General features: G+C 37.8%; 29 protein-coding genes and 3 pseudogenes. 27 read left to right on the plus strand and 5 right to left on the minus strand.

Annotation, left to right across the window (positions count from 1 at the left end):
- Positions 1-71 (minus strand): annotated as a pseudogene (locus tag QM928_RS03185) (transposase); the annotation flags it as partial.
- A 418-nt stretch (positions 72-489) separates the two neighbouring features.
- Between QM928_RS03185 and QM928_RS03190 the strand changes: the two are divergent.
- From QM928_RS03190 to QM928_RS03235, 10 genes and pseudogenes are all read left to right on the plus strand, one after another.
- Positions 490-876, plus strand: coding sequence for a hypothetical protein (locus QM928_RS03190; RefSeq protein ID WP_414294539.1), 387 nt, complete (start codon positions 490-492; stop codon positions 874-876).
- 14 nt (positions 877-890) lie between these two features.
- Entirely contained in the window at positions 891-1,862 is a 972-nt protein-coding gene (locus QM928_RS03195; RefSeq protein ID WP_414294538.1) for a DUF6892 domain-containing protein, read from the plus strand.
- A gap of 89 nt (positions 1,863-1,951) precedes the next feature.
- Complete coding sequence (locus QM928_RS03200) at positions 1,952-2,734, plus strand: alpha/beta hydrolase (RefSeq protein ID WP_414294537.1); 783 nt, start codon at positions 1,952-1,954, stop codon at positions 2,732-2,734.
- On the plus strand, positions 2,724-3,443 hold the full coding sequence (locus QM928_RS03205; protein WP_414294536.1) for a class I SAM-dependent methyltransferase: 720 nt from the start codon (positions 2,724-2,726) through the stop codon (positions 3,441-3,443). Before QM928_RS03200 ends, QM928_RS03205 begins: the two co-directional genes overlap by 11 nt.
- Before the next feature lie 277 nt (positions 3,444-3,720).
- The gene (locus QM928_RS03210; RefSeq protein ID WP_414294535.1) at positions 3,721-4,602 is read left to right on the plus strand and encodes a diacylglycerol/lipid kinase family protein; all 882 of its coding nucleotides are present in this window, start codon (positions 3,721-3,723) and stop codon (positions 4,600-4,602) included.
- 44 nt (positions 4,603-4,646) lie between these two features.
- Positions 4,647-5,525, plus strand: a complete 879-nt coding sequence (locus QM928_RS03215; protein WP_414294534.1) for a DUF4300 family protein — start codon at positions 4,647-4,649, stop codon at positions 5,523-5,525.
- 80 nt (positions 5,526-5,605) lie between these two features.
- Positions 5,606-5,926, plus strand: coding sequence for a hypothetical protein (locus tag QM928_RS03220; protein WP_414294533.1), 321 nt, complete (start codon positions 5,606-5,608; stop codon positions 5,924-5,926).
- A 38-nt stretch (positions 5,927-5,964) separates the two neighbouring features.
- Complete coding sequence (locus tag QM928_RS03225) at positions 5,965-6,276, plus strand: hypothetical protein (RefSeq protein ID WP_414269072.1); 312 nt, start codon at positions 5,965-5,967, stop codon at positions 6,274-6,276.
- Between the two features lie 48 nt (positions 6,277-6,324).
- Positions 6,325-6,699 (plus strand): annotated as a pseudogene (locus tag QM928_RS03230) (hypothetical protein); the annotation flags it as partial.
- 112 nt (positions 6,700-6,811) lie between these two features.
- A pseudogene (locus QM928_RS03235) lies at positions 6,812-7,237 on the plus strand (hypothetical protein); the annotation flags it as partial.
- Positions 7,238-7,267: 30 nt separating this feature from the next.
- Here the strand turns inward: QM928_RS03235 and QM928_RS03240 are convergent.
- Positions 7,268-8,287 (minus strand): hypothetical protein, encoded by a 1,020-nt coding sequence (locus QM928_RS03240; RefSeq protein WP_414294532.1) that lies wholly within the window; start codon positions 8,285-8,287, stop codon positions 7,268-7,270.
- Positions 8,288-8,408: 121 nt separating this feature from the next.
- On the opposite strand from QM928_RS03240, the gene QM928_RS03245 reads away from it, so the two are divergent.
- From QM928_RS03245 to QM928_RS03325, 17 genes are all read left to right on the plus strand, one after another.
- Complete coding sequence (locus QM928_RS03245) at positions 8,409-8,915, plus strand: YfbM family protein (RefSeq protein ID WP_414294531.1); 507 nt, start codon at positions 8,409-8,411, stop codon at positions 8,913-8,915.
- 32 nt (positions 8,916-8,947) lie between these two features.
- Positions 8,948-9,799 (plus strand): CbrC family protein, encoded by an 852-nt coding sequence (locus QM928_RS03250; protein WP_414294530.1) that lies wholly within the window; start codon positions 8,948-8,950, stop codon positions 9,797-9,799.
- 18 nt (positions 9,800-9,817) lie between these two features.
- Positions 9,818-10,300, plus strand: a complete 483-nt coding sequence (locus QM928_RS03255) for a hypothetical protein (protein ID WP_414294529.1) — start codon at positions 9,818-9,820, stop codon at positions 10,298-10,300.
- A 17-nt stretch (positions 10,301-10,317) separates the two neighbouring features.
- Positions 10,318-10,872 carry a hypothetical protein gene (locus tag QM928_RS03260; RefSeq protein WP_414294528.1) on the plus strand — a complete coding sequence of 185 codons (555 nt, stop codon included), beginning with the start codon at positions 10,318-10,320 and terminating at the stop codon, positions 10,870-10,872.
- A gap of 10 nt (positions 10,873-10,882) precedes the next feature.
- Positions 10,883-11,380: a hypothetical protein gene (locus QM928_RS03265; protein ID WP_414294527.1), complete on the plus strand. Its 498-nt coding sequence runs from the start codon at positions 10,883-10,885 to the stop codon at positions 11,378-11,380.
- A 48-nt stretch (positions 11,381-11,428) separates the two neighbouring features.
- The gene (locus QM928_RS03270; protein ID WP_414294526.1) at positions 11,429-12,223 is read left to right on the plus strand and encodes a DUF4261 domain-containing protein; all 795 of its coding nucleotides are present in this window, start codon (positions 11,429-11,431) and stop codon (positions 12,221-12,223) included.
- 43 nt (positions 12,224-12,266) lie between these two features.
- Positions 12,267-12,734, plus strand: coding sequence for a hypothetical protein (locus tag QM928_RS03275; RefSeq protein WP_414294525.1), 468 nt, complete (start codon positions 12,267-12,269; stop codon positions 12,732-12,734).
- Positions 12,727-13,743 carry a hypothetical protein gene (locus tag QM928_RS03280; protein WP_414294524.1) on the plus strand — a complete coding sequence of 339 codons (1,017 nt, stop codon included), beginning with the start codon at positions 12,727-12,729 and terminating at the stop codon, positions 13,741-13,743. The genes QM928_RS03275 and QM928_RS03280 overlap by 8 nt, the downstream gene beginning before the upstream one ends.
- Positions 13,744-14,342: 599 nt before the next feature.
- Entirely contained in the window at positions 14,343-15,797 is a 1,455-nt protein-coding gene (locus QM928_RS03285) for an aminotransferase class I/II-fold pyridoxal phosphate-dependent enzyme (RefSeq protein WP_414294523.1), read from the plus strand.
- The gene (gene speE / locus QM928_RS03290) at positions 15,798-16,658 is read left to right on the plus strand and encodes a polyamine aminopropyltransferase (protein ID WP_000366713.1); all 861 of its coding nucleotides are present in this window, start codon (positions 15,798-15,800) and stop codon (positions 16,656-16,658) included. It abuts the gene before it with no gap.
- A complete protein-coding gene (locus tag QM928_RS03295; protein ID WP_414294522.1) occupies positions 16,655-17,914 on the plus strand; it encodes a saccharopine dehydrogenase family protein in 1,260 nt (419 codons plus the stop codon). Before speE ends, QM928_RS03295 begins: the two co-directional genes overlap by 4 nt.
- A complete protein-coding gene (nspC, locus tag QM928_RS03300) occupies positions 17,914-19,041 on the plus strand; it encodes a carboxynorspermidine decarboxylase (RefSeq protein ID WP_414294521.1) in 1,128 nt (375 codons plus the stop codon). Before QM928_RS03295 ends, nspC begins: the two co-directional genes overlap by 1 nt.
- Complete coding sequence (aguA, locus tag QM928_RS03305) at positions 19,038-20,123, plus strand: agmatine deiminase (RefSeq protein ID WP_414294520.1); 1,086 nt, start codon at positions 19,038-19,040, stop codon at positions 20,121-20,123. Before nspC ends, aguA begins: the two co-directional genes overlap by 4 nt.
- Positions 20,124-20,132: 9 nt before the next feature.
- Positions 20,133-21,008 carry an N-carbamoylputrescine amidase gene (gene aguB / locus QM928_RS03310; protein ID WP_414294519.1) on the plus strand — a complete coding sequence of 292 codons (876 nt, stop codon included), beginning with the start codon at positions 20,133-20,135 and terminating at the stop codon, positions 21,006-21,008.
- Positions 21,009-21,115: 107 nt separating this feature from the next.
- A complete protein-coding gene (locus QM928_RS03315) occupies positions 21,116-21,892 on the plus strand; it encodes a DNA polymerase beta superfamily protein (protein ID WP_414294518.1) in 777 nt (258 codons plus the stop codon).
- An 8-nt stretch (positions 21,893-21,900) separates the two neighbouring features.
- Positions 21,901-22,953, plus strand: coding sequence for a hypothetical protein (locus QM928_RS03320; protein ID WP_414294517.1), 1,053 nt, complete (start codon positions 21,901-21,903; stop codon positions 22,951-22,953).
- 17 nt (positions 22,954-22,970) lie between these two features.
- Positions 22,971-23,582 (plus strand): tetratricopeptide repeat protein, encoded by a 612-nt coding sequence (locus QM928_RS03325; protein WP_414294516.1) that lies wholly within the window; start codon positions 22,971-22,973, stop codon positions 23,580-23,582.
- A gap of 18 nt (positions 23,583-23,600) precedes the next feature.
- On the opposite strand, the gene QM928_RS03330 is transcribed toward QM928_RS03325, so the two are convergent.
- From QM928_RS03330 to QM928_RS03340, 3 genes are read right to left on the minus strand one after another with little or no spacing between them, the layout of a single operon-like run.
- Positions 23,601-24,416 (minus strand): TIGR03943 family putative permease subunit, encoded by an 816-nt coding sequence (locus QM928_RS03330; RefSeq protein WP_075231371.1) that lies wholly within the window; start codon positions 24,414-24,416, stop codon positions 23,601-23,603.
- Positions 24,413-25,318: a permease gene (locus QM928_RS03335; protein ID WP_075231370.1), complete on the minus strand. Its 906-nt coding sequence runs from the start codon at positions 25,316-25,318 to the stop codon at positions 24,413-24,415. The genes QM928_RS03330 and QM928_RS03335 overlap by 4 nt, the downstream gene beginning before the upstream one ends.
- Positions 25,319-25,450 (minus strand): SPJ_0845 family protein, encoded by a 132-nt coding sequence (locus QM928_RS03340; RefSeq protein ID WP_148131582.1) that lies wholly within the window; start codon positions 25,448-25,450, stop codon positions 25,319-25,321. It lies immediately after the preceding gene.
- Between the last annotated feature and the right edge of the window lie 7 nt (positions 25,451-25,457).

A 25,457-nucleotide genomic window follows, 5' to 3' on the forward strand; every position in this document is an offset into this window, starting at 1 on the left:
AGCTTCTCTAAGCTATATCCTTGTTTTCTAAGTTCATAGATCTGAACTTTATCATCATAAGTTAATTTCATAATAAAAATACCCCAAAAGTTAGATTTTTTCTGTCTAACTTTTGGGGTGCAGTTCATTTTGAAATTTTGATATTATGCGTTTTTTTAATTTTAAAGACTTTTTAACTATTTTCTACGATTTGTTAAATTTATCAAGGTTAAAAAAATGCTACAAGACAGTAGCCATCCTGAAGTTTCTATCTTATTTTTAATACTAATTGAGTTATAAAAGGGCATGCTCAAATAACACCTCATCTGTGTACAATAAAATGGACTAGGTAATCATTTTAGGGAATTGACCGATTACAATAGTATAGATCCGTGAATGCCATCTGCTTCAGTCTTTTTTCTGTTAATGTAGTATAATAAAGGGTGTAGGGATTCTATTTTTTAAAAGGATTTTTCTAAGAACGAAACTCCAATTAGAAAGAGGAGAAGCATGAAGCAATCACTTGAATTTTTAAGAGAAAGAATCACCGATAAGATGCCCTTAGAGGATATGGTAGCAATCTTTGAAGACTTGTGTCGTGATCCTATTGATGATGAAATGATTTTGTTTGAAACAGGGACATTTACTAGTATATCTGATAAGCCCTTGTTTCAACTATCGTTGGTAAGGCAAGCTCCAAATGAAGATGAAGAGTTTTATCAAGTTCACCTTGATATTTTCTATGAAGCAAGTCAAGACAATCAAATCTTTAGTGAATCGACCTGGGATGAAGATTTAGAGGAAAATATTTTTGACTACATTAGAAATTCAGAAGTATTTGCCTATGCTAAAGAGCAGGAATACCTAGCAGTCAAAATGTATCTTGAAGAAACTTAAGAAAAGGTAGTAATATGTTTGATTTTTTTAAGAAAAAAACACACAAAAAACTTGAAATCGATCTTCAAAACAATTCAATGATAATCAACGGAACTATCTTAGCTTTTCCTTTGTCCTTGAAAGATATTGAAGTTGTATTGGGGAAGCCTGACCGGGTTGTCAAAAAAGAAAATAAGTTTATCAAATACATTTATGACAAAGCTGGAATTGTATTTGAACATTCGTTCTCAATTAATAATCATTTAAAAAAATGTAAGACCTACATTGATGAGGAACATTTAATTACTGAGCTTTGTTTATATTTTGGAGAGAAGGTCAAACCCATGTGGGACGAGGAAGAATTACCTCTCAATTCTTGCAATACCCTGATAACTTGTAATGGAAAAAGCCCTTATTTTATTTCTGATAGACAGAGAGTAGGGGATTTTAACCTGATTTTATGGACCCCTTACGGAAGAAATTTTAATGGAATTCCAGAGACCATCACAGACACACTATCAATTTCCTACTTCCCAGAGGTCAAACATGAACGGGAAAGCTACAAGTTAAAAGAAACTGACGAAGAACTGCTACACTTTGACAATATAAATTTTAAACTAACTATTATCCAAGTTTTGATGTACGATTTACGAGTACTGAAACCCTTTTTTGACATCTATGATTTTGCGGAAGAATTTAGTGAAGAGGATATCGACACAGAAAGTATGGAGATTATTCAGCCGGCCCTTGAATATATGATGAATCTTCCTATACCTAAGAAATATGCTGAACAAGTCCAAGAAATCTATATGGATGGAGGAAATGAAATTTATCTGAATTTGATTCCTCAGTGGGACGGTGAAGATGATGGTTTCGCTCTAAATGAAGTTAGTCTTAAAGAACTGCGACAGTTTCCAAATCTGAAGCAAGCGACTATCATAAGCAGTAATTTTGAACATGTCAAAGAAACCTTTGACAGGCAAGGGGTTCAAGTGAAGTTATTATAATTGTTGCATTTATCTGAATAAATCATAAATGGATGGGATAAGTTTTTTAAGGATAAGGGCTAAAAAGGAAAGAAATCTGGTGATAGATAATGAACATTCTTGATCTTAATTCTAATCAGAAAGATACGATATTGTTAATCCACCCGATGTTATCATCGGCTCAAGGGATGAAGTCCCTGATTGCAGACCAGATGGGGCAAGAGTTTAGATATATCATTCCGGATTTGTCGGCGCATGGGCAATCATCTCTAGCCCTCTACGAATCGGCTCTCAAGGAAAGCCAGATGATTTATGATTATCTAAAGGCTCATCATATAAAAGACTTGTGTTTAGCCTTTGGCGCATCCTTGGGTGGAGTTGTATTACTGCAATTGTTGAATTACAAGGACATCAGGTTTGGAAAACTTGTTTTTGAAGGAGTTAGTTTATGGACAAATGCGCCCTTGCTTGATGTCTTTACTAGGTATTTATTGTTAATAAAGCATAGAAAAGCTCTGCGAAATAGAGATCTTGCTGTTCGTAAGATGGTTGCACTTTATGGAGAAAAAGGAGAGATGATGGCGGATTCTTTCATTGCTATGGATGAAGAAAGCATCAAACATATTTCCCATGATTGTGCCTTCGTAGCTTTGCCTAACCTTACGCCAGAGGAACAAAAAAATTGTGTTTTCTTTTATGGTTCAAAAGAATTCGACTTGATATCTGCTAAAAAAGTTCTCCCTAAAAAGTATCCTCATGCCACATTTCATATTTGGCAAGGATATGATCACTGTCGCAAGATCACTGAAAATTCGGTAGTTTACTGTAAATTATTAAAAGAAATGATTGTAAAGAAAAATACCAGTTTTAATGAGGTAACACATGACAAGTAAAAAATCTGATCTTGAACATTATAGAAATATGTTAAAACAACCTTGGGGAAAGATACAATATGAAATAACCTTTGCCCAACTTGCTCATCTGGAAGGTAAGAAAATTCTTGATTTTGGATCTGGATTTGGCTTGGTCAGTGAATTTCTTTCTCGCAAGAATCAAGTTATTTCTGTTGAACCTAATGAGGAAATGCTCTATGCCAACTCTTCCACCTCCTATGAAAAATTGTGGGGAAGTATTGACCAACTCGCTCGTTTTACGGATAAATCCTTTGATCTTGTCCTTTGCCATAATGTTTTAGAATATATAGATCCTAATAACCGAAAAGACTATCTTCTGGAGTTCAAAAGAATTTTAAAAGATGATGGCTTGATTTCAATTATCAAGCATAATCAAGTTGGAAAAGTACTACAAAGTGTTGTTTTTGCTAATGATATCAATCAAGCATTTAGTTTACTCAATGGTGAAAATTTTGAGAGTCCATCTTTTGCAAGTGGTTCTACTTATACGATAGAGGAATTATTAGCTTTGTCTGGTCTTAAATTAGAAAACTATTTGGGGATTCGAACATTTTACAGTCTACAACCAAATGAATTTAAGAGCAAAGAAAACTGGTTAGAAGAAATGACAAAGATTGAACTTGCAGTATGTGATTTAAAACCCTATAAAGATATTAGTTTTTTACAACATTTGTGGCTAAAAAAATAATAGAAGCATAGGTTTTGTTTTAAAGTAAAATAAAAACTGTCGTATATGAAGAAAGAGTGAATGAGATGATTTCTTCAGTTTGTAACTTGATAAAATTTTTTCTACAAATTTATTTTTCGAATTTTGAAAGAAAAATTCTTAGACAGTTCAGGATTGTATCTATTTTAGTTTACTACTTTCAATTTTTGTTTTTAGAAATTTCATTATATAATAAAGTATATCAAAAAAAGATATATTGATAGCTTAAAGATGTAAATAGATATTGAGGAGAAAATGAATGCAAAAAATAATGTTGATTATCAATCCAACCTCTGGTGGCGAAAAGGCTTTAGATTATAAGGAAAAGTTAGAAAATAAGGCTAAAAAATACTTCGAGCAAGTCGATACCAGAATTACACAAAAAGCGCAAGACGCAACCAACTTCGCCACAGAAGCTTCTCGGGAGCATTATGAGGCAGTTCTCGTTTTCGGTGGAGATGGGACTGTCAATGAAGTAATCTCTGGTATCGCTGAAAGAGACTATATTCCAAAACTAGCAATTATACCTGGAGGAACTGGAAATCTCATTACGAAATTATTAGAAATCAATCAAGATATTGATTGTGCAATTGACGAGCTTGATTTCAATTCTACAAACAAGATTGATATCGGAAAATCCAATGGAAATTATTTTGGTTATATCTTTAGTATTGGTTCACTACCAGAAGCCATCCATAACGTTGAGATAGAAGATAAAACAAAATTTGGCATGCTAGCCTATGCGGTTAATACTGTAAAGTCTGTCGTGACAGATCAAACATTTAACATTCAAGTTGAAACAGAAAATGGAAACTATATTGGTCAAGCAAGTCACGTTTTAGTTCTCCTCACCAATTATTTCGCTGACAAGAAGATTTTTGAAGAAGATAAGGACGGATATGCTAACGTTCTGATTCTTAAGGATGCATCAATTCTTTCTAAATTATCTGTAATCCCTGACTTATTAAAAGGGGATGTCGTTGAAAATGATCACATCGAGTACATAAAAGCTCGTCACATCAAAATCTCTTCAGATAGTGAATTAGAAACGGATGTCGATGGTGATAAATCTGATGACTTACCAGTAGAAATCAAGGTACTAGATCAGCATATCCAAGTCTATTCTCAACCGAAAGCATAATCTTATTTACCTTTAACAACAATTTTTTAAACAAAGGAAAACCTATGAAATTTAAAAAATTAGCAACTCTTGGTCTTTGCTCAACGCTTCTTTTGACCTTAGTGGCTTGTAGTCAAGTTCAAAAGTCGAGTGATGGAACTACAGAATCTTCAGTAACTCAAACACAGTCCAATCAGGTTTCCTGGAAAGCCTCTTATACCAATATGAATAGCAAACCAAGTGAAGAAGAAGTCAGAAAAGCTTTGGCTGCGCATTTGGATAAAGACAGTGTGGATGCATTTTTCAATCTTGTCAATGATTATAACAATACTGTTGGTTCAGTAGGCTTAACTGGAGATTTTTCTACATTCACCAAAACCGAGTATGACGTAGAAAAGATTAGCAATCTTTGGACACCGAAAAAAGGTGATTTTGTAGGTACCAACTGTCGGATTAACAGTTATTGTTTATTGAAAAATTCAATCGAAATTCCTAAGTTAGAGAAAGATGATTCCCTCTTGTTTGTCGATAATGATGCCATTGATAAAGGAAAGGTCTTTGGTGCAGAAGACAAGGATGCGTTTGATATTCTATTTTCAAGAGTTAAAACTGAAGCAACAACTGATGTCAAGGTTCATGCTGCTAAGATGGAAAACTTCCTTTCTCAATTCAAATTTAATGAAAATGCAAGAATGCTCTCAGTAGTTGTCCATGATGACTTAGATGGTCAATCCCTCTTTATCGGCCATGTCGGAATTCTTGTACCAAGTGAGGATGGCTGCCTCTTTGTTGAAAAGTTAACCTTCGAGGAACCTTATCAAGCCATCAAATTTGCGACCAAGGAAGATTGTTACAAATATCTAGATACAAAATACGAAAACTATACAGGTGAAGGTCTAGAAAAACCCTTTATTATGGATAATGATAAGTGGGTTCAATTCTAAAGGATGATTTGCCTAAAGAGTGGGATAAGAAGTTACCAATCGAATGATAGCTAAATTGATATGATTAGAGGACAGCAAACATGGATGAACATACATTAAGAGTTGTAAAAATTGATAAGAAAGCTATTTTTGAATTGATCTACGAAACGTTTATAGCGCAAGAGCAAGAACTGCTGGACCTGTCGCCAGTAGATCTTATCAATGATTGTGCTATGGATTGGGAAAAGGGAGAGTTTATCTTTGCAGCACATCTTCAGGAAAATAGTCTGGGAGAATTGAATCCTCTTCCCAACGATATTGATATCCAAGATTTGCTGCAAAAACTACCTGTTACAACAGATTCCGTTCTTGGCAAAGAAGTGATTTATAGAGACTTTTCATTCGATCAATTAAAAAAATAGTATAATAGTAGTAAATAAAATAGTCATAAGGAGACACAATGGATATTAAAGATTTTACAGAAAAAGAACAAGAAATGATTAAAAAGGGACTAACTTTCTCTAAGCTGAACGACAAAGAAACTGCCGATAAGATTATCGCTTTAATTCCTCAAGATATGATTAAACGAATTCCATTTTTTGTTAGAAAACATGCCATTACACGTACTGTTAAGAGAATCTCGATCGAGTATCCAGAGTTGTATGCCGTTGCTGAACAAGAAGGCCAACTTCCTGAAAAGGAAGCTCAAGAATTGCGCCAAATTCTTACAGATATTTTCCAAGAAAAAATGAACAAGCATAAGATTAAATAAGCTTTGAGATTTATCAATAAGATGTCGATTGAGCATTAGGAGTTGAGAATGGCTATTGATGGCGTTAAAATCATTGACAGTGATCAAGGGTATGACATTTACAATGAGGTAGTTGGTCGCTATAGAGACGGTGATCATGTGTCCAATATTATCAAGGATATTCTCGATGCGGAAAAAGATTACTGTCAAACAGACTTTTTTACAGAAATTTATTGGACTGCTCTTGCCTATTCACTGTGGAAGATTGGTCATCTGACAGATGATATCAGAGATAAAACCTTGGAGCTTCTCAAAAAAGGTCCTGATCCATTTTGGATGGAAATAGATCCAAAGGCTTTGAAGCAAAGGCAAAAAGTCTTGGAAAAACTTGCAGTTCAGTTGCAAACTGAAAATCCTAGACCTCTAAAGGTTCCTAAAGCAAAAGCTAATACTCAATGAAAATCAAAGAGCAAACAAGGAAGCTAACTGTAGACTGTACTTAAGTACGGCAAGGCGAAGCTGACGTGGTTTGAATTTGATTTTCGAAGAGTATAAACGCAAACCTTACTTTGAAGAAGGAGATATCCTTGCTGTTAAGTTCGAAGATGAATATGGTCTTGTCTTTGTATCTATGGTGGAGCAGAGTCCTAGAAAGCTTGAGTATCATCTAGCTTGCACGCGCCTCTTACAAACCAAAAAGCCCACCATCGATGATTTTTTGACCAGTCAAATCTCCTGTAAGATGGACAATACCAAGTTTGCTCTGGTTACAGATTGCTGGTTCAATCACAAAGATTTAGGGCAATTATTAGATAATATTGAAAAAATTGGACAGGTGAAACTCAGCCCATTTAGTCTTTGGATGCTAGCACCTGCCCAAAATTTAGAAGATATTTATGAAGAAATCACAAGAGATAAAGGTTCCTCTGGCCTTCGGTTCATCGAAACCTATAAACTTGTCGACGATATTTTTCCAGTTTAATGCCTATGTGATAATGGGAGAAATGGTCAATCATTCCCACATGCTGTGTTGGGCTCTGACACCATAGCTATCTAGGGAGCCATCTCTATTAAACTTGGCTTCAATCCGGTATCTTTTCCAGAGGTCGTAATCTGCTGTTTGAATGGTTAGGATAAAGTTGGCATCGGTATCAGAGACATTATAATCAGCAGGATTGACTTCAAAGATATCGATTAATTTTCGTGTTTGAAAATCTTGAAGCTTGAGATTGGCTAGCTTGACATGATTGATAGAAATTTCCTGCAACTGACGAGTATCCTTGGGCGTTCTGTAGTAGGTGACGACGCAGTTTTTGAGTTGATCAGTATCTTTGCTTGTGGGAGTGAGGCTCATAAAGCCATAGGACTTATCATCCCGCTTGACTTCGAGAAGCTGTCCGTAGTAGAAGTGGTCGTTTTTGGGATTGGTGATTGGACTATCTGCACTTTTATCTTCGAAGGTGAACCCATGCTCCAAAAGCTCGGAAGCCTTGGTCTCCCCGATAATGACAGTGGTATCTTGAATGGTGACTGGAACAGGTTGAGCTGGAAGCCCACTCATCATCATGCAAAACATAAAAACATAACTCGTTAAAAAAGCTGTCCCGATAAAAGCGTTGGTTGATGCATAGACATGACTGTTATGAAAGTTTTTTCTTATAGCCAGTACAACAAATTTACCAATACTTTTTAAAACCATACTAACAAGTACGATGAAAAATTGTTTTTTCAAACATTCATAAATGGCTTGAGGAAAGCTATTGCCATGATAGTAGAAGCCAGCCAATAGGAGTAGATTGACTATTAGATAGATCAGCAAGAACCAATGAATCTCTTTAAGGGCATTGGCATCAGTGATTTCTTCATAGTCAATGTGAATTCTTCCTTGAACAGCATGGCCAAGTTTATAAATCCATTTGGGAATGTCTTTGCCTTTTTTAACCGCAACTACAAGTCTAATATAGAGATAGATAGTAAAGGACAAGGATAGAAAGAAAAGAGCATAAAAACCCAAAACAATACTAGTGAACATGACTACTTCCCCCGTTTTTCAATTGCTAGAGAACAATTTTCTTAGCTCCATTATAGCACTTTCTTGGGAAACAGAGCTAGAAATATCCGTATGATACTAACTGATTCAAAGGAGGAAAATCATGGGAATGATTGCTAATTATCAATATTTACCAGACGATGAATTAGAACAAATAAAAGCTCTTTCTAACCAGGAAGATGACTTGTTAGACTTTGCTGAGGATTCCGCTGATAGTCATGATATTTTACTAGATATTGACAAAATGTGGGATGTCTTGGTCTTTGTCTTGACAGGATTTAGTAGTTCAGAATTTTTGGACGACAATCCCTTGAGAGAAGCTGTTTTAGGGGTGACTCCTCTAGAGGATGTATCTGAATATATCGCCTATACTGAAAAAACCAAGATAGCCGAGATCGTAGAAAGTCTAGAAAGTTTTGACATGCACAAAGCCTTGGCAGACTTTAGTATGGAAGCATGCAAGAAAGCTGACTTGTATCCTGATATTTGGGATTATCTTGAGGAAGAGGAAGAAATTAAGGATGACATTTTAACCTGCTTTGTCAAAATGAAAGACTTTTACAAGGAAATCTTAAATCACAAGGGGAATGTCCTAGTTACCATTTGTTAAGATTTTATGTCATCCATTAGAAAGGTAGTCCCATGAATCCATTTCTAGAAAAATACATTACATTAAAAAAGCAATACCTGGATCAAGATGGAAAGCCTTCAAGTGTTGCGGCACTTTATGATTTGGCTGATGAATTAGCTAAGTCTGATGATTTAGAAGCGAAGAAAGTCTTAGTTGACCTCTATGAACAATTGGGTCTCTACACTAGTGCCTATAGCTTATTTACTGAAATCTTAGACAAACCTGATCGAAAACAGATAAAGAAACTGAGCCGTTTACAAGAAATGAGTCAGAGTCATGGCGATCGTTTTGCCCTTCCTCGTCCTCTAAGAAAAGAAGAGAAGAAGCAAAGGCAGGACTTGTTAAAAGACTTACCCCATTTTCTCTATCATCCAGATCCCTTAGCTACAGGTTCATTTGTTGAAGGAGAAGCCAAGATTTGTCCATCTTGTGGGAAAGAAAGCAATGTTTATTATACCCTTATACCTTATTGTATCGAAGAGATAGAACATCTCTGCCCAACTTGCATTGCAAACGGTCATGCAGCCAAAAAATTCGATGCAGAATTTATCCAAGATGCCGAGTGGCAGGGTGAATTGGATCCAGAAAAGAATCAGCTACTTTTTTGTCAGACCCCAGGCTACTCTAGTTGGCAGGGAGAATATTGGCTTTCTTGTTGCCAAGATTATTGTGCTTACTTGGGTACAGTTGGAACTCGAGAATTGAAGGATATGGGAATCGCTGAGCAAGTCTTGGCAGACTATGAAGCGCGTGAAGAATATCAAGAGGTAGAAGACTACTTGGTCAAAGATGGGCCTATCTGTGGTTATTTGTTTAGATGTCTCCATTGTCAAAAATACCAGATCTGGGTTGATGCAGATTAAATCGAAATGTGATTAGCTATGAAAATTAAAGAGAAGACTATGGAAGAACTAGAATTATTCGAAGCTGCCTCCAAAGATTTATTTGATACTATGCAGGGATTTAAAGACAAGCTATCTGCTCAATTTCCCCTATTAGATAGTGATAACTGGCAGTATGATAAGGGATCGATAAAAGTTTGTAAGGCTGATGAGTCAGGATTCAAAAAAAGATGTAGGGTCGGAATCAGTTACAACTTGAAAGTCTCCCTATTAAACGAAGATTCCGAGCAAATCTGGTTACTGTTTAAAGACTGGTTTAATACTAGCAGATTGGGTCAAGTTGAAAGAAATCCTAATAATGAGGATTTGGGAAGATATGATTTTTCAGCAAGTTCCCCTCTTGGAGATCAGGTAGATTGTTCCATTTATTTGCCTAATGAGTGGAATATCCCTCAGATTAGCTTTTCAGGCTATCTAACAGCTCGCTATAGGGCTTGTGATCTTGATAAATCGCAAGGATAAGACGGAGGTTTTTAGAGATGAGAAAGATTGATTGGGACAAGATAAAGACTCGCTTAGATGCCTTGCTGATCATTGATGAGTATCTGACCGATCCGAGTGAGGATTGGCTCAGACTCGTGATTAAGACTGAGGAAGACTATGGACTCCGCTACCTTATTGACAATGGCTCTGGTGATTCTTTGGAAGTGATTTTGACTGATAAAATGATCCTTATAAAAGGCTTTGATCATGAAAGTAGTTTAAGCCAGTTTGCTGTTGACGAGTGGAATCAAGACGTCATTGATAGTTTTTATAAAGGACTGGATGAAAAGTATCTCTCACTTTATTCAGAAGACCAAAAAGATGAAACAACCTTCTTTATCTGGTATGATGGTCACATGCATCAACAGACTTACCAAGATAAGGATGGTGGAGAATGGTTGCTCTCTTACCTTTTTGATAGCTTTGAGCGATTTCATGAGTTTGTGACTGACTATTATGAAATTACCGTAGATAAAGATTTACTTAGGAAACTCTACATGGATGGACAACTTTCAGACATAGAAGTAAAGCAATTAATCATGGAGAGTTAAGAGAGTAATCATGAGAGTGAACTATAAAAATACCCCTGAAAACTATCGAGCTATGGCGGAAATAATCATCCCACCATTGCTTAATTTACTCAAAAGTTTAACCTTGTTAGAAGAGGAAATTTTTGAGCGTAACAGAGCACTGGATAAGGAAAAAGAAGGCCTTGGCATCCCAGCAAATCAAATTCATCCCAAGTGGAATGAACTTATGGATGACTATTTTCATAGGCAAATGCAACTTCTAACTGGACGAGTGACTCAAAATTACTTGGAAGGAGGAGTTCGAATTTCTTATGGCTCCCCAAGTGAGTATAACTATGTTCAAACGAATGATTTTTCTGTAGATTTTATCATGACAAAAGCTGAAGAAGCAAGAGTCATCACTCATTATCAAGAAGCTTTAGAAATGAAGCATCAGTTTGTACTTAGATTGGTGGATGGAAATTGGCTACTTGATGAGAAATTTTACGGTTTTGAGGATGAGGAAACTTGGTATGGCGACTTACTTTGAGTAAGAGAGCTTTGTTTTCCAACTGATATTAGAAAAAGGAGAAGTCCTATGAATTTTTTAAAAAATCTATTTACTAGTAAGAAAGAAAAGTCAGAGAAGAAAAAACAACTGAACTTGTCCATGCCTCTCTTCAAAGGCCAGCAAGCCTATTCTTTAGACCAGGTTGTTCAGGAATTGAAATCTCATTGGGGGCTTCAAGTTTCCGAAATTTCTGGGGATGATTCTAGTGCAACCTTTGAGATTGATGGTGCTCTCGTTGCGCTGGCTTTAATGGATTTTCCTATCCCAAGTCAAGAATTTGAAGAATTGTATGCCTATTCTTACCTCTGGCAGGATGTTGAGAAGGAAACACAGGAGCACACACAACACGCCATTGTTTCTATTTTGTCTGACAATCTTTCGCCAGTAGAAACTTATTCCCTATTAACTAAAGTCAATGCCTCTATCCTAAAAACTAGTCAATCAGCTATTGGTATTTATCAGGGTTCTACCACCTTACTCTTGCCCAAAGATCTTTATCTAGACCTGGCTGACCTTTTGAAAGAAGAAATGCTTCCCCTTCAACTCTGGATTTATATGGGAATTATCAACCAGGGAGATAAAACTAGTATTTACACTTATGGTTTGAAAGAGTTTGGAAAAACTGAGATTGAAATTATCGAGTCTCCTATGAATAGCGATGACTTATATTATTTCCTCTTGTCTATTCTTCAGTATGTTTTAGGCAGTGATGTCACCTTAAAGGACGGTGAAACCATTGGCTTTTCAGAAGATCAAAAAATCAAGATCACTGAGTCAAAAGCAGTCTATTTGGAAGGCAATTCCTTGAAATTAGATGTTTAGACCATGATTTATAATTGAGTGTCCTTCCTAGATTGGGGGTTTTATGAAGCGTGATATAAAAAAGTATTATCTCTACCGATTTCTGGCCTATAGATTTGAAAAACTCTCTTGTAAGAATCCAAGTCTCAAGGAAATAAAACCAGAGAAGAGAGAAAAAATCGTTCTAGAGGCTACTCGAACTAGTCAAAAGATTATTCTAGTCCTTGGAATTCTTTATGTTTTGCTATATTCTGCTATGTTCATTTACCTAAGGCTCAATGATTTTCAAAATCCCTTATTGACTTGGTTTACTGACTACATCGATTATTTAGGTGAACTGATAAACGGAGAATGGGGCGGCAGTTGGCGTCAAAAGCAAGCTAGTTTTTTGATGATTGCTATAATGGCTTTACCGATTGTACTGATAGAAGGCGGCCCCTTCTTCTTGCTGGTTTTATTAGTTGGGAATTGGACATTAAAGAGAAAGATAAGATTTGAGAGAGAAGATAAAGGAGTAGAAAGCCATGGGTAGAACGGTGATTATAGGTACTTTAATTGCTTTTGCAATTTTTAATCTGCTACTCGGTCTGGGCTTTTATCTCTTTCTAAAAAAGAGGAAAGAGAATGGACAGTCATTGTACGAATCCCCTGTAAACCAACAAACTCGAACAGAAAAACTGGGTCTAGGCGAGATTTTGGTCTACCTGTCCCTGATTGTAATCGCAGGGATCTTTGCCTTTCAGACCTTAAATCGAGGCGGTGTGGGGAATTCTATTTTAGCCAAAATGATCCTCCTCCCAGCTATAATGGCTCTTTTCAATGCAAGAAAAAGGACTGGAAAGTCTTTACTTGCCCTCCTTATAACCTTTATGGTCTTTCTGGTAGGAGTCATGTTTAATCTCACGATTGGTTTACCACCTCAAGCACCGATTTTGCAAATTAATGAAAGTAAAATCACTTTGGCAGAAACCAAAGCAAGCGACCTGATGGAAGCTGGATTTGATATCTATGTAAGACAGGGAGATGGTGCTAGCGACTACGAAGACCTCCTGACAGATGGCAATTTCCAAAAGTATTCAGGAGATAAATCAGTCACTATCGAAAAAGGTTTCAGACTTGATAGCAATGCTGTTCCCTACGCTCCCTATCTCTTTGCAAAAGATGGCATAGTTCTTGGGAGTATTTCCTTTTACGGTGCTGAGGACCAGAATGTGGCTTTAGAAGATTCTAAGATTATTCAGGTTCGATTTGACAAGGAAAGTATTGAGGCAGCTAAAAAACATTTTATCACTCTCAAATTAGATGAACTTGACTTGACTACTCGACTGGATGTTTCTCTTGTTCAAGAAACTTTTAAAAAGCATCTGTGGTCAATTCCCTCATCACATACAAGTGATGTCACTCAATTGTGGTATGGATTAAAGTGGTCCAGCAACAGTGACTCTCTATTTTGGAATGAGTATTATAGTCTCATCCGTCTGGATGAAAATTACTTGATGACTGATTTTGAGCTAGCTGTTCAAGTAGCACGAGATGACTAGATAGGATTTTGAATAGTTGATTATGCTTATAATTCATTAAAGAAACTAATCTATTTAGTTTCTTTTTTTGTTTTTTGATTTAAATTTAAAACGATTTCCATTTTTAAGTTAAATAAATTTCACGAACGAAAAAATGAATTTATTTAAAAAAGTTTCTAAAAATACTTTACAAGAATACGAAAACATGATATAGTAATGAAGCTTAGAAAATGAGATGATGTTTTCTAGCAAATATAAACCCGAGTAAAAAATGCCTACGGACAGGCAGGGTTGAATGCCGAAGCGTGGTTGAAAAGCCACATTATTGATAGGGTTAAAAGCCTACTTTTATAAGTTGATGTTAGGACACTTGTCCTAATTCGTATAGATTTGTTAGTGTGGTGAAAGCACACGTCATCTTGTGAAACGATCAATAAAGTACGTAATATTTGCTACTAGAGAGTTAGGAAACATCAGGAACAGACATACTCAAAAGAAACAAACATAAACACGTCAGTAGATTGTAGAGCAGGTGCCAACCTGCTCTTTTTTCATAAGTATCCTTTAGAGCCTTACATGGTTAAGGTGTAAAAAATATGATAAAGGAGTATGTCTTTATAATGTTAAATCAAAACCAAGCTCCCATCTATGAGGGGTTGGTCAAGTTACGAAAAAAAAGAATTGTACCATTTGACGTACCTGGTCACAAGCGTGGCCGTGGTAACCCAGAGTTGGTTGAACTGTTAGGGGAAAAATGTGTAGGTATAGATGTTAACTCTATGAAGCCCTTGGATAATCTGGGGCATCCTATCTCGATTATCCGAGAAGCAGAGGAGTTAGCAGCAGAGGCTTTTGGTGCTGCTCATGCCTTTTTAATGATTGGTGGCACAACCTCATCTGTTCAAACTATGATTCTCTCCACCTGTAAAGCGGGAGATAAAATTATCCTTCCTCGAAATGTCCATAAATCAGCCATCAACGCTCTAGTTTTATGTGGTGCTATTCCCATCTATATCGAGATGAGTGTGGATCCAAAAATCGGTATTGCTTTGGGGCTTGAAAATGATCGTGTAGCACAAGCTATAAAGGACCATCCAGATGCTAAGGCTATCCTGATAAACAATCCAACCTACTATGGGATTTGTTCAGATCTTAAGGGACTAACAGAGATGGCTCATGCTGCAGGAATGAAAGTCTTAGTAGATGAGGCACACGGTGCCCATCTGCATTTTACAGATAAACTTCCTCTATCTGCTATGGATGCAGGAGCTGATATGTCAGCTGTATCCATGCATAAGTCTGGTGGCAGCTTGACACAAAGTTCGCTTCTTTTAGTTGGGGATCAGATGAATCCTGAGTACGTTCGTCAAATTATTAACCTGACACAGTCAACATCAGCATCTTACCTGCTGATGGCAAGTCTTGATGTTTCTCGTAGAAACTTAGCCCTTCGTGGTAAAGAGTCCTTTGAGAAAGTTATTGAGTTATCTGAGTATGCTCGTCGTGAAATCAATGCCATCGGTGGCTACTATGCCTACTCAAAAGAGTTAATAGATGGTGTATCTGTTTGTGATTTTGACGTGACCAAGCTGTCAGTTTACACCCAAGGTATCGGCCTAACAGGTATCGAGGTTTATGATCTCCTACGAGACGAATATGATATTCAAATTGAGTTTGGTGATATTGGTAATATCTTGGCTTATATTTCGATTGGAGACCGAATTCAAGATATCGAGCGCTTGGTCGGTGCTTTAGCTGATATCAAGAGGCTTTACTCGAGAGATGGAAAAGATTTGATTGCTGGCGAATATATCCAACCAGAGTTGGTGCTATCTCCTCAGGAAGCCTTCTATGCAGAGAGAAGAAGCTTAACATTAGACCAGTCCGTTGGCCAGGTCTGTGGGGAATTTGTCATGTGCTATCCTCCAGGAATTCCAATCCTAGCGCCAGGTGAACGGATTACACGAGAAATTGTCGATTATATTCAATTTGCCAAAGAACGTGGTTGTTCCCTCCAAGGAACTGAAGATCCAGAGGTTAACCACATCAATGTTATTGAGAGAAAGGAGAACTAAATGGATTTATGGTTTTCTGAAGTTCATACTCCAGATGTGAAATTGTCTCTGAGAACAGCCAAACAACTCTACGCTGGTAAAAGTGAATGGCAGGATATCGAAGTTTTAGACACGCCTGCTTTTGGGAAGATATTGATTTTAAATGGGCATGTCTTGTTTTCAGATGCAGATGATTTTGTCTACAATGAAATGACAGTTCATGTTCCAATGGCTGTCCATCCTAATCCAAAGAAAGTTTTGGTTATTGGTGGTGGTGACGGAGGTGTTGCCCAGGTATTAACACTCTATCCTGAACTGGAGCAAATCGATATTGTAGAGCCTGACGAAATGCTGGTTGAGGTTTGTCGAGAATACTTCCCAGATTTTGCTGCAGGGCTAGATGATCCTCGTGTTACCATTTACTACCAAAATGGGCTACGCTTTTTGCGAAACTGCGAAGATGACTACGATATTATCATCAACGATGCGACAGATCCATTTGGACATACGGAAGGGCTCTTTACCAAGGAATTTTACGGTAATAGTTATCGAGCTCTGAAAGAAGACGGTATCATGATTTACCAGCATGGGAGTCCCTTCTTTGACGAGGATGAGTCAGCTTGCCGAAGCATGCACCGCAAGGTCAATCAAGCATTTCCAATCAGTCGGGTTTATCAGGCTCATATCCCAACCAGCCCTGCTGGCTATTGGTTATTTGGATTTGCATCGAAAAAATACCACCCTGTCAAAGATTTTGACAAGGAAGGCTGGAAAAAACGCCAGCTTTTCACAGAATACTACACTGCAAACTTACACGTGGGAGCCTTTATGTTGCCCAAATATGTTGAGGACATTTTAGAAGAAGAGGAAGGAAAAAAATGAGTCGTTTACTAGTTATTGGATGTGGGGGCGTTGCCCAAGTTGCTATTTCAAAGATTTGTCAGGATAGCGAAACCTTTGCAGAGATTATGATTGCTAGCCGTACCAAGTCAAAATGTGATGACTTGAAAGCTAAATTAGAGGGCAAAACAAGTACTAAAATTGAAACAGCTGCTCTTGATGCTGATAATGTCGAAGAAGTCATTACCTTGATTGAAAGCTACAAGCCAGAAGCCGTTTTGAACGTAGCTTTACCATATCAAGATTTAACCATTATGGATGCTTGTTTGGCAACAGGTGTTCACTATATCGATACGGCTAACTACGAAGCAGAAGACACAGAAGACCCTGAGTGGCGTGCTATCTACGAAAAACGCTGTAAGGAACTTGGTTTTACAGCCTACTTTGACTACTCATGGCAATGGGCTTATCAGGAAAAATTCAAAGAAGCAGGCTTAACCGCTCTTCTTGGTTCTGGTTTTGACCCAGGTGTAACCAGCGTCTTTTCAGCTTATGCCCTCAAACACTATTTTGATGAAATCCATTATATCGACATTTTAGACTGTAATGGTGGTGACCACGGTTATCCATTTGCGACGAATTTTAATCCAGAAATAAATCTACGCGAGGTTTCTGCGCCAGGTTCTTACTGGGAAGATGGAAAATGGGTCGAAGTCGAAGCTATGTCTATCAAGCGTGAGTATGATTTCCCTCAGGTTGGACAAAAAGACATGTATCTCCTTCACCATGAAGAAATTGAATCATTGGCCAAGAATATTCCAGGTGTCAAACGCATTCGTTTCTTTATGACTTTTGGTCAATCTTATCTAACGCACATGAAATGCTTGGAAAATGTAGGGCTCCTTCGTACAGATACCATTAACTTCAATGGACAAGAAATCGTTCCAATCCAATTCTTGAAAGCCTTGCTTCCAGATCCAGCCAGCCTTGGACCGCGCACGGTTGGTAAAACCAATATCGGTTGTATCTTTACAGGTGTCAAAGATGGCGTTGAAAAGACTATCTACATCTACAATGTTTGCGACCATCAGGAATGTTACGCAGAGGTTGGTTCGCAAGCTATTTCTTATACGACAGGCGTTCCAGCCATGATTGGGACAAAATTAGTTATGGATGGTACTTGGAAACAACCAGGAGTTTATAACCTTGAAGAATTGGATCCAGACCCATTCATGGAAGCTTTGAATGAGTATGGTTTGCCATGGGTTGTGGTTGAAAATTCACAAATGGTGGACTAATGAAGCTAGAACAAGTACCAACACCATCTTACGTCATTGACTTAGCCAAATTAGAAGCCAACTGTCGCATTTTACAATATGTACAAGAAGAAGCTGGTTGCAAGGTTTTGCTTGCCCAAAAGGCTTATTCCCTCTACAAAACCTATCCCTTGATTAGCCAGTATCTATCAGGTACGACAGCCAGTGGACTCTATGAAGCTAAGCTAGCTAGAGAAGAATTTCCAGGAGAAGTCCATGTATTTGCGCCTGCTTTCAAGGAATCAGATATGGAAGAGCTACTGCAAATATCTGATCATATTGTTTTTAACTCAGAGAGACAACTACGAAAATATGGTCAAACTTGTCGAGAAGCTGGTATTAGTGTCGGTTTACGCCTCAATCCTCAATGTTCTACCCAAGGAGATCACGCGCTCTATGATCCTTGTGCTCCTGGCTCTCGTTTTGGAGTAACTTTGGATAAGATACCAAGTGATTTATTGGAATTGGTTGACGGACTTCATTTTCATACTCTTTGTGAGCAAGGGGCAGATGATTTAGAAACAACTTTGAAAGCTGTAGAAGAGCAGTTTGGAGCCTATTTGCATGAGGTCAAATGGCTCAATATGGGAGGCGGACACCACATTACGAGAGCCGACTATGATGTGGACTTGCTGATTTCTGAGATTAAACGTATTCGTGAAACCTATAACCTTGACGTCTATATCGAACCAGGAGAAGCGATTGCACTCAATGCTGGTTATTTAGCTACTGAAGTCTTAGACATCGTTGAAAATGGGATTGAGACTTTAGTCTTAGATGCTTCAGCAAGTTGTCATATGCCAGATGTCCTTGAGATGCCCTATCGTCCCCCATTGAGAGATGGCTTTGAAGCGAAAGAAAAAGCCTATACTTATAGACTTTCTTCCAATACCTGCCTAACGGGTGATATCATAGGTGACTATAGTTTTGAAAATCCAGTTGAGATTGGAGATAGACTTTATTTTGAAGATATGGCAATCTACTCCTTTGTTAAGAATAATACCTTTAACGGGATTGGACTGCCAAGTTTGTATGTGATGGATAAAGAGGGTGAGTGCAGTCTAGTCAAGGCCTTTGGTTACCAAGACTTTAAGGAGAGATTATCATGATGGACAGTCCAAAGAAATTAGGTTATCGTATGCCTGCCGAGTACGAACCACACCACGGTACTCTCATGATATGGCCTACTCGACCAGGGTCTTGGCCATTTCAAGGTAAGGCTGCAAAAACAGCTTTTAGCCAAATCATCAAAACTATTGCTCAGGGGGAAACAGTCTACCTTTTGGTGGAGGAGGACTATCTATCTGAAGCGCAAACCTATCTTGGAGACAAGGTTGTTTATCTAGATATTCTGACAAATGATGCCTGGGCTCGTGATACAGGTCCGACGATTCTTCTTAATGATAAAAGGGAAAAGTTGGCAATCGATTGGTCTTTCAATGCTTGGGGTGGTGCTGTTGATGGTCTCTACCAAGACTATGAAGATGATGACCAAGTAGCCAGTCGTTTTGCTGAGACCTTGGAAATGCCTGTTTACGATGCCAAACCTTTTGTCCTAGAAGGCGGAGCGATACATAGCGATGGTCAAGGAACCATTCTCGTGACTGAAAGTTGCTTGCTTAGTCCTGGTCGCAATCCTCACCTGACTAAAGAGGAAATCGAGAATACCTTATTAGAGAGCCTTGGAGCTGAAAAAGTTATTTGGCTTCCTTATGGTATTTATCAAGATGAAACCAATGAACACGTTGATAATGTTGCTGCCTTTGTTGGTCCTGCAGAGCTTGTTTTAGCGTGGACGGATGACCAAGACGATCCCCAGTATGCCATGTCTGCAGCTGATTTAGCACTTTTAGAGAAGGAAACTGATGCAAAAGGCAAGAGTTTCACTATTCATAAACTTCCAATCCCAGCCATTCATCAAGTGGTTACAGAGGAGGATTTGTCGGGCTATACTTATGAAGAAGGCGAAGAGGAGCGTTATGCAGGTGAAAGACTAGCAGCTTCCTATGTGAATTTTTACATTGCTAATAAGTCTGTCTTGGTGCCACAATTTCAGGATGTAAACGATCAAGTAGCCTTGGATATTCTCAGTCAGTGTTTCCCAGACCGTGAAGTTGTCGGAATTCCTGCAAGAGATATTCTATTAGGTGGTGGAAATATCCACTGTATTACCCAACAAATTCCAGAATAGGAGAAAAAGATGAGAAATGTAACGGTTGCAGCTATTCAGATGCAATGCGCTAAGGATGTGGAAACCAATATCCAAACAGCTGAACGTTTAGTTCGTCAAGCTGCTGAGCAAGGAGCCCAAATTATTCTCTTGCCTGAGTTGTTTGAACGTCCCTATTTCTGCCAGGAACGTCAATATGACTTCTACCAGTATGCCCAGTCTGTTACAGAAAATACGGCTATTCAGCATTTCAAAGTGATTGCCAAGGAACTAAAGGTCGTTTTACCGATCAGTTTCTACGAAAAGGATGGCAATGTTTTATACAATTCCATTGCTGTCATTGATGCAGATGGAGAAGTACTAGGCGTTTATCGCAAAACGCATATACCAGATGACCATTATTATCAAGAGAAATTCTTCTTTACTCCTGGAAACACAGGCTTCAAAGTTTGGGATACTCGCTATGCGAAAATTGGTATTGGGATTTGTTGGGATCAGTGGTTCTCTGAAACAGCCCGTTGTCTTGCCTTAAAAGGCGCAGAATTACTCTTTTATCCAACAGCCATTGGTTCGGAGCCTATTTTGGATACAGATAGTTGTGGTCATTGGCAACGTACTATGCAAGGACACGCAGCAGCAAATATTGTCCCAGTTATTGCAGCCAATCGTTATGGCTTGGAAGAAGTCCAGCCTTGCGAAGAAAACGGCGGTCAAAGTTCAAGTCTGAATTTCTACGGTTCATCCTTTATGACCGACGAAACAGGAGCTATTTTGACTCAAGCAGAACGGCAAGCAGAAGCCATATTGTTAACTACTTATGACCTGGACAAGGGGGCAAATGAGCGCCTAAACTGGGGCTTGTTTAGAGACAGACGACCAGACATGTATAAAGATATTGTCAGATGAAAAAGCCTAACGTAGGCTTTTTTCTGTAGATACTATAATAATTTTTGATAATGTCCTAGGATTCTGATAAAATGGGGTATAAGAAATTAATAAGAAAGAGAAGCACCATGCAAACACAAGAAGAAATGAATATTCTGGTACCTGAAAAACTAGCGGAAATTGAACGTGATTATGATGTTACCGTATTGTGGGCAATTGAGTCTGGCAGTCGCGCTTGGGGCTTTGAGTCTCCGGATAGTGACTTTGATGTGCGTTTCATTTACAAGCATAAGCAAGATTTTTATCTTAGTTTGAACGATCATCGCGATGTCATAGAACTACCAATTGACGATACCTGGGATGTGAGTGGCTGGGATTTGGACAAGGCTTTAAAGTTGCTTTATAAGTCAAATCCAACTCTCTTTGAGTGGTTACAGTCGCCAATCGTTTACCAGCAAGACGAAGGCTTTATTGACCGTATTCGTCCGCTTGTTAGTCAGTATTTTTCAGAGAAAAAGATGCTCCACCATTACTTGAATACTGCTAGAACTCAAATGAATAAGTATCTTTCAGGAGACAAGGTCAAACCTAAAAAGTACTTCTATGCTCTGCGTCCCATTTTAGCTTGTCGTTGGATAGAAAAATATCATTCTGTTCCACCGATTTTATTTGATGATTTAGTGAAAGAATTGCTTCCTGATGAAATGAAAGAGCATGTGTCTAGACTGCTTGATATCAAGATAAATGGACTTGAAGGTATGGAAATTGAGCCGATTAAGCCCATCCAGGACTACATCATCAAAAATATCCAAGAACTAGATGATTACGTCCAAAGTGTTACCGAGGAGAAGAAAGATTGGGAAGCTCTTAATCAATTTTTCCTTGAAGAATTAAGTCGTGACTGAGGTTAGATATGGGAAAATGGACTTGTAGATGTGGTCAAGCAATGAACGACCACAAAGCGCCTGATCCAATGAGATATTCGGTTTATTCGGATGAGTTGCTTGAGGATATTTTTAACAATACTGACGAACATGATAGAATTTCCTATGAAGACATTTCGGAGGCTTCCTTTTATATGTGGAAGTGCCCAAATTGTGGTAGTTTTATGGTCTTTGGCGAAGAGGATAATAAAGATTGTTTCACTTTTTATGAGCGCCAGACCAGTGCAAAAGTTGAACCACTTTTCGATCCTGATCAGGAGTTGAATCTCGTTGTCGTTGAGTTTCAGGAAGGTGGAAATGGATATACTTATATCTGTGATGATCCAAGTATTCATATTGGGCATGGTGTGATTGTACCAACTGGAAAGGAAAATATTGAAAAAATAGCTCTGGTAGTCCAGAAATATCATGCTTTCCCAAGAGATATCACTTATCCCGCTGAAAAGTTAAAAAGGGTTATCCGTAGGTATTCTATTTTTGATCCCGAGACTTCAAAAATAGTTTGTAAAAATATACTTGAGCATGGAAGAATTCTAAATGCTTGCTCGAAAAAAGTAAAAATAGAGTCTAAACAAATTTACCATGCAATCAAAACTCCTCTAGGCTATTTTTGGTTGGAGTTAAATAGAGTTCCAATTCCGATGAAAATCACACAAATTCAAGTACAAGATAAAAAGTATCAGGTTGATGGAGCCTTTTATATAAAGCCTGCCAAGGTAAACTACAGAAAATTGTTAGAACTTGAATTATGTGCAGATTTTGATATTGATGCCTCTCGTTGGATTGACGTTCTATCAGACGAAAATGTTTGGGGAAATACCTGGGAACTGAATGGCCTTCAATTTGGAATTACTGCAGGAGAGTCCCCAGAATTTGAAGATGAAGTAGTTGCAAGAAAATTTAGCCGTATCCCACTTTATTATGACTGGCATCCAGAATATGAAGATTATTATGGCTTTAGCCTAGCATGGAAAAAATACGAGTCTGATAGTGATTTGTCGATTGATTTCTATACTACATAAGATGGAGGATTATAAGTATGAATCAAGCCTGGGAATTATTGTTTGAGGGGAAGATTGAAGAGGCCAAGAAATTAGTCTCAGAAAACTTCTCATTGGAAACATGCAAGGATTATGACCTTCTCAATTTAATGGGTTATATTAAGTTCTTTGAAAAAGATTACAAAGAAGCTTTGCTGATTTATCAAAACTATCTAGATGTGGCAATTTCAAGTCAAGATAAAGAAAATGAACATATAGGATATCACCAGTTAGCCATGGTTTATCGTGAAATGAATGACTATCAAACAGCTCTTAACTATATCAATAAAGAGCGAGAAGTTATTGAAGATTCTTTTTCAGAGGATGCACTAAAATTTTCTGTCAATAATTATGAGCAAGGTTATTTACGATTAAAGATAGGGGAAATACCAAAAGCAATCATGTATATGGAACAGTCCTTAAAGCAAGCATTACAAACAGATGATCTGATAGCTCAAGCCTGTTCCTTCAGAGGTTTGGGAGAGATTTATTCTGTAGAAAAATCTGAAAAATCGCAAGAGAATTTTTTACAAGCTATCGATCTTTTTGAAAAAGCAGGCGATCAGGTTGGAGCTCAAGAAGTTAAAGACTTACTAAACAAGAAAAAGTAGCCCACTCAGGCTACTTTTTTAAAATTCTTTATAAACATAAGGGTTCTCTGGTTTGTCAACTTTAATGAAAGATTGAACTTCAAGGGTTGGAAGGATTTGGTTGAGTTCCTTGTGATAGTGATTGTTAATCTTCCCTTTTACTCTCACCCAAGTGTTATTTTCGTAATGATTGGTATTTCCAGTGGTCAAAAGGCCAAAAACTCCTGAATCAGCGATACAGTGCATAATACCAAAGCGAAAGATAAATTGACTATTAGCGTGATTCGGATCATTGTAGACAAAGCCTGTGAACTCGATTTCCTTGCCTTCAAATTCATTTGGAAAATCATAGATAACTTCCATGACTTCCAAGTAATTCTCATCCTTGATGACAATGCTTGATTGAGCTAAGTATTTATCAGCACTCTTACGAACAGTGTCTACATAAGTTGTGTGTGAATAAAACCTACTCGTATCTGGTTTAAGATACTGACTGCTCGTTCCTTCACTTGCTTGGATTGCCTTGTCAGTTCCTTCCGACAAAGGGAAATAATAGCCTTTTGCAGATACAGTTTGTGAGTCTAGTGCAACAGTTGGAAAGGCAAATCCAACTAACAAAGGTAAACTTAAGAGGACAAAACTAGCAAGCTTGGCTGCAAAACTATGTAAGTGACTATGTTCTTTCAAACGCTTGAAGCAAATATAGGCTTGAACGATGGCTAGCAAGAAAGACAACACCATTGTTATATAAGCCAGATAAGAGTAGTGGAGGTTTAGATATTGATTGAGCTTACCAGATAGGTGTAGATAAAGGGTTAAGAAAAAATAACTAATCAAAATAAGAAATCGTATCATATCATCACCCCGACTAGATAAGAATAGACAAGAACAACAAGAGTCACAATGGTCATGAACTGCCAAATAAAGCGAGTTTTAAGATAATTCTTCATCATGAGTAGGTTTTTGACATCAAGCATTGGTCCAATAACTAGAAAGGCAAGAACTGGCGCAAATCCGAAACTAGAGAGCAGCGAAGAGCCAATAAAGGCATCCGCTTCACTACAGAGTGATAGAAGGAAGGACAAGACCATCAAGAGAACAATAGCAAGTAGTGGTGTTGCGCTGATAGAAGTCAGGATCCGGGTTGGCACATATACTTGGACTATACTTGCAAAAAGACAGCCAAAGACCAAATAACGTCCCATATCAAAGAATTCATCAATAGCTTGGATAAAGACCTGAAGAAGTTTCTGACCTTTGGTCAAGTGAGAAAAATCATGTTCATGACAAGCCAGCCTATTTTCCTTTTGAATCGATCCTTCCCAGAAAAATCCAAGTAAGATACCCAATATAGTAGCAACAAGAATCGAACCTAAAGCGCGGAGTAAGACCATTTTAAATGAATTACCAAAGGCTGAATAAGTTGCAAAAAGTACGATGGGATTGATGATAGGAGCTGTTACTAGAAATGGAACAGCTGTATAGCTTGGAACCTTCTTCTCCAAGAAACGGTTGATGATCGGAACAATTCCACACTCACAAGAGGGGAAGAGAAACCCTATAAATGTACCAAAAAAGATCCTCCCCAAACGATTTTTAGGGAGAAATCTATATACTTTTTCAGGAGTCACATAGACTTCAATAGCACCAGAGATAATACTACCAATCAAAACGAAGGGTAGGGCTTCAATGATGATTGATAGAAAAATAGCACCAGCTTGTAAAATACTAGAAGGTAGGCTTTGAAAGAAATCCATCTATTTTTTCTTTTCTGCCTTTTCTTTCTTTTCTTTGTCATCTGGAAATGTCACTTGCTTTAAATCAGGTAGTTTAGCGAACTCTTCGAACATCTTATCTAAGTCATCAGTTTTTGTAAATTTAACAGCCATTGGGCAT

This window comes from Streptococcus infantis, assembly GCF_047460405.1.
Taxonomy (GTDB): Bacteria; Bacillota; Bacilli; order Lactobacillales; family Streptococcaceae; genus Streptococcus; species Streptococcus infantis_Q.